The sequence below is a fragment of the Thalassolituus sp. UBA3500 genome, assembly GCF_002377545.1.
In the GTDB taxonomy this organism is placed as follows: Bacteria; Pseudomonadota; Gammaproteobacteria; order Pseudomonadales; family Oceanobacteraceae; genus Thalassolituus.
Genome location: NZ_DFQB01000058.1, coordinates 1 through 9,337, shown reverse-complemented (window position 1 = coordinate 9,337; position 9,337 = coordinate 1). Strand labels below are relative to the sequence as shown.

The following is a 9,337-nucleotide window of genomic DNA, read 5'->3' as shown; positions in this document are numbered from 1 at the left end:
CCCGCCGCCAATACGCCGACGAGCTAGAGGTCATCATCAAAACATCGCACCTGGAGTACCTGGATGGCCGATGACATCGACCGCGCACACGAACTCGAAGAGCTACACCGGGCAGCGGCCCTTAAAGCCCGTTTAACGCGCAAGCCATACCCGCCACAAGACATCGAATGCGGCAAAGTCTTCTGCATCGACTGCGGCGACGAGGTGCCACCGGCGCGCCTGAACGTAGAACCAGAAACCCCCTGGTGTGTCGAGTGCCAGGGTTATCACGAATTAAAGGATCGTTGCTGATGGCATTAGACCAGATCAAAGAATGGACGTTTTACATGCAAGCGGCGCAGTTCGTGATAATGATCGCGGGTTTCATTTGGGTTGCTCTCAGCAATAAACAAAAGGCCAACACCGCCGCGATCGAAGACCTGACCAAAGTCACCGCCACTGCGATCAGCGACCTGCGCAAAGACGTCGACGAAGAAACCGAAAAGCTCGGCAATCGCATCACCAAGCTCGAAACCAAACTCGAACACATGCCCGGCCATGAAGATCTCGGCGATATACACAGCCGCGTTAACGAAGCCGCGCAACGCCTGACCAGCATGGAAGGCGAGTTAAAGCAAATGAACAACACCATGCACCTGATGCACCAGCATTTGATGAACCGAGGGGAGAAATCGTGAGCTATAAAGACATCATCAACGGCGATCAGCGTCTCGTTATTCTGCGCTTTCTCTCAGAAAACCAGGGCACAGCAAACGAGTCCGTGATCAATAAAGTGCTGGAAAGCTACGGCCACAAAATCAGTCGTGCCCAGGTTAAAACCCATCTTTATTACTTGGTCGAACAGGATCTGATCGAACTCGAAACCGTACTCAATACAGACGTCGCCCACATTACCGATCGCGGCGTCGACGTCTCTGCAGGTCGTGCCAAAGTGCCCGGCGTCGGCGTGCCGTCGGTAGGTCGCTGATATGAGCGGATCAAAGAAGGTCACGCGGGGCCGAGGCTCGAAGATCGAACAGCTGCCCGACGAGGTCAAAGGCTTTCTCGATGCCATGCTGCGAGATCGTGAATACTCACAGCAGGACATCCTCGCAGAGGTCAATAAACAGCTCGAAGCGCTGGGCCTCGAAGACGAAAAAATCAGCCGCTCTGGTCTGAATCGCTATTCCACAAAGTTGGCGAAGATCGGTCAGAAAATGCAAGAGCGCCAGCAGATGGCCAATGCCCTGACCAGCAAACTCGGAGAAGTGCCCCAGGGCGACATTGGCAAACTGCTGATCAACATCACCCAGTCCCTCGCGTTCGACATCCTGTCAGACGCTGCAGAAAACGACGAACCCGCCAGCCTCGGCATGCTGAAAGATCTGTCCCTGTTAGTGCGCCGCTTAGAGAGCGCCAACATGGACAGCATCAAACGCGAGAAAGAGATCCGCAAAGCCGTCGCGGAAGAGGCCGCCAACACCGCCGAAGCCGTTGCCAAGCAAGCGGGCCTGACAGCCGAAGCCGTCGCCACGATTAAAGCCGATATTCTAGGGATCGCATAAATGACCACCCAGACAGAATCGAAAGAGCTACCGCTCGGCGCGATCGCAGAACGCGACTTTCAGGATCTGCAACAGTTCGACAGATCAGAGATTCTGCTGGGCTATCAAAAGCGCTGGATCGCTGACCCGGCCCCTCTGAAGATCGCAGAAAAAAGCCGCCGTACTGGTTTAACCTGGGCCGAAGCTGCAGACGCAACGCTCTGCGCCGCTGCCGCTAAAAACGCAGGCGGTACCAATCACTTTTACGTCGGCAGTAATAAAGAAATGGCCCGCGAATTTATCGAAGCCGTGGCCATGTGGGCCAAAGCATTCGATAAAGCCGCAGGCGAAATTAACGAAGAAGTACTGGAAGACGAAGACAAAGACATCCTGACCTTTGTCGTCTATTTTCCGTCGGGCTTCAAAGTCCAGGCGCTCAGCTCAAACCCGAGCAACCTGCGAGGCATGCAGGGCAATGTCACCATCGACGAGGCGGCATTCCACGAACGCCTGGCCGAAGTGCTTAAAGCCGCGTTGGCACTCACAATGTGGGGCGCGAAAGTCCGTTTAATCAGTACCCATAACGGCGATGAAAACCAGTTTAACGAACTGATAAACGACAGCCGAGCGGGCAAAAAAGAATACAGCGTTCACCGCATCACCCTCGACGACGCATGCCGCGAGGGGCTTTATAAGCGCATCTGTCAGCGCAAAGGTACAGAGTGGAGCCAGGAAGACGAAGACGACTGGAAAGCGTCCCTGCTGCGCAACACAGCGAGCGAAGAGGATGCCCTCGAAGAGTATTTCTGTGTACCCAAATCCGGCGGCGGTGCTTACCTGTCCCGCGTCCTGATCGAAGCCCGAATGACACCGGCCCCGGTTCGGCGCTTTGCCGGTACCAGCGAATTCAACCAATGGCCCGAACACATCCGCGAAGCCGAGATGCGCGACTGGTGCGACCAGCAGCTGCAGCCCGTACTCGCCACCCTCGACCCTAAACTGCACCACAGTATCGGCGAAGACTTTGGCCGCGTGTCCGACTTAACCGTGCTGGCACCTATGGCGATCGGTCAGGATCTGATCCGGCGCGTGCCCTTTATCGTCGAGCTGCGCAACGTACCCTTTAAACAACAGGAACAGGTGTTTAACTACATCGCCGATCGCTTGCCTCGCCTGAACAGCGGCGCACTCGATGCGCGCGGTAATGGTCAGTACCTCGCCGAGCAGGCGGGCTACCGCTACGGCGCGGGCCGCATGGAAGCCGTCATGCTGTCGCAGGGCTTTTACCTGGAGCACATGCCGAAATTCAAAGCCGCGTTTGAAGACGACAAGATCCGCATACCGCAAGACGCCGACATCCTCAGCGATCTGCGCGCACTGCAGGTCATCAAGGGCGTACCGAAGCTGCCGGACAGTAAAACCGACAGCAAAAAAGAACGACACGGCGACGCCGCGATCGCGTTATTCCTTGCGTATTACGCCACACTGATGGAAATCGAAGAATTCGCCTACCACAGCGCCCGCGCCACGCCTTCAAGCAAACACCACCGAACCATACGCACCACCGGCGCTTTCCGCCGGGGCTGCCTGTAAGGAGCTGCAGACATGGCAGACAGCCCGATCCTCGACCACAACGGCCAACCGTTTAAGAAAAAAGAACTCAGCACCGAGATAGCAAACGCCAGCCTGACCGGCGTGCGCTCCGTCTGGAACTACGGCAGCGAAGCCGAACACCTCAGCCCCGAGCGTCTGGCCCGCATACTGCGCGATGCCGCCGAAGGCGAGGCCGATGCCTATCTCACGCTCGCCGAAGAAATGGAAGAGCGCGACCCGCACTATGGCTCAGTGTTGGGCACACGTAAGCGGGCACTGTCCGGCCTGCCGGTCATGGTCGAAGCCGCCACCGACGACACCCACGACGTCACGCTCGCAGACGCAGTCCGCGAACTGGTGCGCCGCCCCGAATTCGGCGACATGGTCGACGACCTGCTCGATGCCCTGGGCAAAGGCTACAGCGTCGTAGAAATTAACTGGGATCTGAAACACTTACCGTGGGAACCGCGCACCCGCAACGAGCGCCAGACCAACGGCGAATGGCGCGAGCGCGAGGCCTACACCTGGCGCGATCCGCGTTTCTTTAAATACGATCGGGAGCAGGGCCAGCAGCTGCGCTTAATCGACGAAGCCGACATGCTGAACGGCATCCCGCTGCCGCCGCATCGCTTTATCGTGCATCGCCCGCGCCTTAAATCCGGCTTGCCGATCCGTTCTGGCCTAGCCCGTCTGGTCGCGGTTGCTTATATGTGCAAGGCCTATACCGTGACCGACTGGATGGCCTTTGCCGAAGTGTTCGGCATGCCGCTGCGTGTGGGTCGCTATGGCCCAGGCGCAAATGAAAACGACATTAATACCCTGATCAACGCCGTGGCCAATATCGGCACCGATGCCGCTGCAGTGATTCCCGAATCAATGCGCATCGACTTCGAGGCACCCGGCAGCGCCCAGGGCGGCCCGGACATGTTCTTAAAATTGGCCGAATACCTCGACAAACAGATCAGCAAGGCGGTGCTCGGCCAGACCGCAAGCACCGAAGGCACCCCCGGCAAACTGGGCAGCGACGACGCGCAAGACGATGTGCGCATGGACATCCTCAAGTCCGACGCCCGTCAGCTCAGCAACACACTGAACAAATACCTGGTGCGTTCGTTTGTCGACCTGAACTGGGGGCCGCAGGAGCAATACCCACGCATTGAAGTGCAGGCGACCGATCCCGAAGACGTCACCGCCCTGATCGACAACGTCACAAAGTTGATCCCCTACGGCCTCAAGGTCGAGCGCAGTGTCATGGCCGACAGGCTCGGTCTGCCAGATCCGGCAGACGATGCCGAGCTGCTGCTCGCACCACAGCAGCAGGTAAACCCCGCCCCCGCACTGAATCATCAGCAGCCCTGCGGCTGCGGTCAGTATCACACCGCACTGAACCAGGACGGCGGCCAGATCAGCACCACAGACAGCGCCCTCGAACAGTTAGAGGGCGCGGCACTCAGCAACTGGCGCAGCCAGATCGACCCAGTTCTGCAGCCCATCCGCGATCTGCTCGATGCCGTCGACACCGCCGAAGAATTCGCCGCAGGCCTTGAGGATCTGCTCGACGATATGGACGACACCAACGTCGTGCGCGATCTTGCCGCCGCCATGTTCCTGGCCAATGGTGCAGGAGATGGTGCGGGCGATGGTTCTGCTGACTGATGCCTGATTATCGTTTCCCGTCCGAGCCACCCGCAGACGCCCTCAAATGGTTCCGCGCCAAAGGCTTTCAACCAGGCTTTGACTATCGCGACGTCTGGCAAAGCGAACACGCCCAGGCATTCACCGTCGCCAAAGCCATGCGCATGGACGTCCTGACCACCATTCGCAGCGCCTTCGACGAAGCACTGGCCGAGGGCAAAACCCTGCAGCAGTTTCGTGCCGAACTCACACCCACGCTGCAGCGTCTGGGATGGTGGGGCCGCTCTGATGAAATTGACCCGGCGACAGGCAATATCGTCGACGTCCAGCTCGGCAGCCCGCGCCGCTTAAAAACCATTTACCGCACCAACATGCGCACAGCTCGCGCCGCCGGTCAGTGGCAGCGCATCGAACGCCGCAGCATGACGCACCCATACCTGGTCTATGAACTCGGGCCGTCAGAGCAGCATCGCGTGCAACATGTCGGCTGGGCCAGGCTGATCCTGCCTGCTGATGACCCGTTCTGGTCGACCCATTACCCGCCCAATGGCTGGGGCTGTAAATGCCGCGTGCGTCAGATCACCAGACGGGAAAAAGATCGCCTGATGAAAACCGGGCGCTATAGCGACACCGCGCCCCCGATCCGCACGACCGAATACATTAACGACCGCACCGGCGAAGCGATCCAGGTGCCCAACGGCATCGACCCCGGCTGGGACTACAACCCCGGCCAGGCACGCGGAGCAGCTGTACAGCAGCACCTGCAGCAAACCGAGAAGGAATTCGCCACCACTATGGCGAAGCCGGTACCGGCAGAAGGCGTGCAGGTGTTCCCGTCAGATCTCACGTTCAGCACCTGTAAGCACGTCACACAAGACGGCGTGCAACAGATCCTGACACAGATCCCAGGGATCGCACCTCAACTTGAAAAGTTCGCCCGGTATATGGAAGCGCACCCGACTAAAACGCTCTTTTTAAAGCAGACAGAGCAGGGGCGCGGGCGCAATGCCGATAAGCTCGCCGAACCAGTCGGGCAGTTCCTCGGCATGCCGCCCCGGCAAGCGCGCAGCGCGTACTACATGCCAAATGCAAGACGAGCCAACGGCTGGACACCGCTGGTGTTCGATTATGTGGTGGTAAAAGCGAAAGCCTCAGATAAGCTGTCTAATATAGATCCTGACATCATGGCCGCCGCTGTCGACGCTGCGGCGCGTGCCCACGCGGTTGGTGATTCGTCGAGATTCTTCTCTTTACGGGCGACCTATGATGCCCTGGTCGGTGAGTCGCACGCTGGGCTGGTCAATACCTGGATACATGAAATCGGGCATCAAGTGCATACCTGGGCGGAGCTGCCACAGCCACCGACGACCAAGGCACTTACTCGGTATTCATCTGCAAACAGCTATGAATGGCACGCTGAACACTTTACGGCTTGGCTGCTTAACCGTGAACGATTGGCGCAGTGGGATGAAGGCATCGCATTGTACTTTGATAAACTGATAGAGGATGCGATCCGATCCGATCGCAAACCACCAAACATATGACACCAACACTCGACGAACTGATCAAACGCAACCAGGCAAGCGCACCCAGCCCCGCATTCACCAAAGCGCAGCAACTGCTGCGCGCCGATCCAGCGCCTGCAGACCTCGAAGATCAACTGCTGACACTAGAACAGCAAGTCCGCCCGAACGAGCGCGATCAGTTTGGTGATCTCTGGTCGACCTTCATGCTCACGCACACGCCCACGCTACCCTCTGACGATCAATAAAACCTAAGCCTCTGTGAGGGTCTTTCTGTGCTCTTATGGCACGGTGGCATGGAATAAAGGCGAAAATGGCTATTAAACGCGTTTAAACGGCAATTTACGGTACTGATCGGCAGGTTTGAGTGTTGTAACTGTAAAGAAGACTGTCTGGCCATTGTTTCTATGACCAGTGTTGTGTAAAACAAGCGGCGACTGACTGAGTACTACCTTAAGGGAATAAGATGGCTTCACATACAACTGATAACCCAATCGTCCGTGTAGATATGATCTTAGATGGAGAGGCCTACAAAGATCATGAAATACAAATTTTCACATTTGCACGAGCACTCAGGGATCTCGGGGATCTACTCTACGACTCAAGTGAAGAGTTAAATGGTGATAGAGATGCGATATCAGTGAAGGTGAACTCCGAGTTTATTGAAGGGTCTTTCGGGTTTGAAGTACTTGTAGAGCTTCTTCCTCACGCCACTAACGTCGTCGAGTATTTGGGGTTGGCTGGTGCCGCTGGCAGTAGTGCCGGAGGCCTGTTTGGGGTGCTGAAGTGGCTGAAGGGAGAAAAAATACAGTCAATATCTGAACTAACTGATGAGAAGAGCGAAAAGCGTCAAAGTGTGATCACTGATAAAAAAGGACGCACACTGAAGGTGCCGGAGCAGGTGGCGCGCCTAGCCGGGAGTCGTACCGTGCGCCGGAAGACTGATGACCTGATCAGGGGAGCTCTATTGACTGAGGGCACCTCAATACTCAAGTTTAAAGCGAAAAAATCAGGTGATGAAATAGAAGGTGAGAATAACCTGCCACCTGATCTGGTTCTCGATCATGAAGATACGGTCTCTTTCGCGGCCTTACGTCAAAAAGAGCTCTTAGACGAAAGTTATTCGTCGGAAGAGACTACTGTGAAGTTCATTTCCGCTACAATTAAAGGCAGGTCTGGCTGGAAAGTTGAAAGGTTGGGTAAAGAATATCCAGTGAAGATGGAAGATGAGCTATTCATAGAGAGACTTAAGTACTCAGATGATGCTCAAGTGTTTGGTAGGTCGTTCCATGTTCGTTTTGGTACTAGAAAAAGAATTAGTGGCGGCAAGGAATCCGTCACGTATGAAATTGAGAAGGTATTCTACGAAAAAAAGTAGGTTGTTAGAGGAGGCGATGGTATGGAAAATGTACTGCTTATAGCCAGTGTTATTATTGTTTTCTTTGCTAGTTTCTACCTCGTGGCGAAGATAGTTTTCTTCTGCCTTACATTCTTTTTGGGAACCAATTACACGCTAGTCATACACGACGAGAATGGTAAGACAAAAAAAATCAGACGACGGATAACGAATGATGCTGAGTTTGATAGTTTTGTAGACGAGTACGTAAATAAGGAAGGAAAGCTAATAGAATGACCCAAGAAAGTAGCTTGGCGAAGTCTGCAGGCAAAGGAACTGCTCGCGTAGCGATTGCTAGCGCTTTTGCCGCTCTCTATGCTTATTTACTTCAGGGTAATCTTGATGCCAAAGAGCTTATTACTCCCGCCGCATCTGCGCTAGGCATCATTACAAGTGAAATAGGCAATTGGTGTAACAAAGCATTTAGTGTAGATCCACGGAGGGTTAAGTTGGGAGTAATCGCTAGCTTGAGGCTTCGACGTTTAAAAAAGCTGATGTCTGACCCCGGTGTTAATGATGCAACCAGAGAGAAGCTACAAGAAAAGTACCAGAAAATAATTTTGGTAAAAGCAGATCTCTAACTTTAAATAAGGGAGTAGATGTTGAAAGGATTCTCACTCACTCAACTGCTGGGCATGATTCTAATCGTCGCTGCCGTCGCCATCTTCGCCGGTATTCCAGCGCTCCAGGACATAGCCGAAAAGCCCGATCCGGTCACACCCGCAATCACAACTACCGCCACCAGTGATGACGAAGTCACGCAGCTGAATACCGCCGATCTGTTACTGCAGGAATGCCCCGGCCTGGTAACGCACGGCGCAGACATCAAAGAGATCCGCATGACCCAGGGTGCCGCCAGTCTGACAGCCCAGCGCGAAAAACAATGGCAAACAGCGGTCAAAGCCACCGCGATCGTTAATGAAACAGTCACCAGCGCCCCGCAGCAATCAGCCGATCATCATTGCGAATACGAAGTTGGTATGACGCCGCTCGGCGAATACGGTTTTTACTGGAGCAAGGCGGTGTGTGCAGACCTCTGCGGTGTAAACGCCAATGGTCAGCGGTACGGCTACCACCTAATCATGCACAGCATTGCGAGTGAAGAGGCCGCGCAATGACGGCGGAAGTGGAAGCAGCTAAAGAATTCGCGTTTAGTCTTAATGATCTATTGACCGGGCTTGCGGTACTTCTATCTTTGATTGCGATTTATGTTTCGCACTTTATGCGCTGGAGTAAAATAACTATCGCTCCAGCATTGACTCCCGAATCATTCACAACGGTGGGAAAGACTAAAGCTAGGTTCGCGGATAATTCTCAAGAAATTACAAAAGCCACGCTAGCCGTGAATTATGATCTGCTGGCATTTGCAACGGGAAATGCCTCTGTATTATTAGAATCTGTATCTCTGGTGCCGGACGACGATGCTATAGACAGGAGACGCTGGCCCGGCTGCAAAATCTCTGAAAGTTTAACGGCGGACTCTGTGTCTGTTTTTAAAATGCAGATAAGGGGTGACGATATAAGTTCAAGACCGGAGCTACACGTCACCGACTTAAATGATGAGGTGTATGAATTTACGTTTAATGCAGATATATACACGCCTGACGGTCATTGCAAAAAAGTGGTGATACCGGTGAAAGTTTTTTTAATGAAGACAGGAAATGTCG

Annotated in this window: 12 protein-coding genes; all 12 read left to right on the top strand. The window is 54.6% G+C overall.

What is annotated here, in order from left to right; translation table 11 throughout:
• The first annotated feature begins 63 nt into the window (after positions 1-63).
• On the top strand, positions 64-291 hold the full coding sequence (locus B2R29_RS13770) for a TraR/DksA C4-type zinc finger protein (RefSeq protein ID WP_301181596.1): 228 nt from the start codon (positions 64-66) through the stop codon (positions 289-291).
• The gene (locus B2R29_RS13765) at positions 291-677 is read left to right on the top strand and encodes a hypothetical protein (RefSeq protein ID WP_301181595.1); all 387 of its coding nucleotides are present in this window, start codon (positions 291-293) and stop codon (positions 675-677) included. Before B2R29_RS13770 ends, B2R29_RS13765 begins: the two co-directional genes overlap by 1 nt.
• A complete protein-coding gene (locus B2R29_RS13760; RefSeq protein WP_301181594.1) occupies positions 674-967 on the top strand; it encodes an ArsR family transcriptional regulator in 294 nt (97 codons plus the stop codon). The genes B2R29_RS13765 and B2R29_RS13760 overlap by 4 nt, the downstream gene beginning before the upstream one ends.
• 1 nt (position 968) lies before the next feature.
• Entirely contained in the window at positions 969-1,544 is a 576-nt protein-coding gene (locus B2R29_RS13755) for a DUF3486 family protein (RefSeq protein ID WP_301181593.1), read from the top strand.
• Positions 1,545-3,116, top strand: coding sequence for a terminase large subunit domain-containing protein (locus tag B2R29_RS13750; RefSeq protein WP_301181592.1), 1,572 nt, complete (start codon positions 1,545-1,547; stop codon positions 3,114-3,116).
• Positions 3,117-3,128: 12 nt separating this feature from the next.
• Positions 3,129-4,772, top strand: a complete 1,644-nt coding sequence (locus B2R29_RS13745; protein ID WP_301181591.1) for a DUF935 domain-containing protein — start codon at positions 3,129-3,131, stop codon at positions 4,770-4,772.
• Positions 4,772-6,295: a phage minor head protein gene (locus B2R29_RS13740; protein WP_301181590.1), complete on the top strand. Its 1,524-nt coding sequence runs from the start codon at positions 4,772-4,774 to the stop codon at positions 6,293-6,295. Before B2R29_RS13745 ends, B2R29_RS13740 begins: the two co-directional genes overlap by 1 nt.
• Entirely contained in the window at positions 6,292-6,522 is a 231-nt protein-coding gene (locus B2R29_RS13735) for a hypothetical protein (RefSeq protein WP_301181589.1), read from the top strand. Before B2R29_RS13740 ends, B2R29_RS13735 begins: the two co-directional genes overlap by 4 nt.
• A 218-nt stretch (positions 6,523-6,740) precedes the next feature.
• Entirely contained in the window at positions 6,741-7,652 is a 912-nt protein-coding gene (locus B2R29_RS13730) for a hypothetical protein (RefSeq protein WP_301181588.1), read from the top strand.
• Positions 7,653-7,903: 251 nt separating this feature from the next.
• The gene (locus tag B2R29_RS13725; protein ID WP_301181587.1) at positions 7,904-8,251 is read left to right on the top strand and encodes a hypothetical protein; all 348 of its coding nucleotides are present in this window, start codon (positions 7,904-7,906) and stop codon (positions 8,249-8,251) included.
• A gap of 18 nt (positions 8,252-8,269) precedes the next feature.
• Positions 8,270-8,788 (top strand): hypothetical protein, encoded by a 519-nt coding sequence (locus tag B2R29_RS13720; RefSeq protein WP_301181586.1) that lies wholly within the window; start codon positions 8,270-8,272, stop codon positions 8,786-8,788.
• Positions 8,785-9,337: hypothetical protein (locus tag B2R29_RS13715; protein ID WP_301181585.1), on the top strand; the 553-nt coding region annotated here is incomplete at its 3' end. The genes B2R29_RS13720 and B2R29_RS13715, both read left to right, overlap by 4 nt.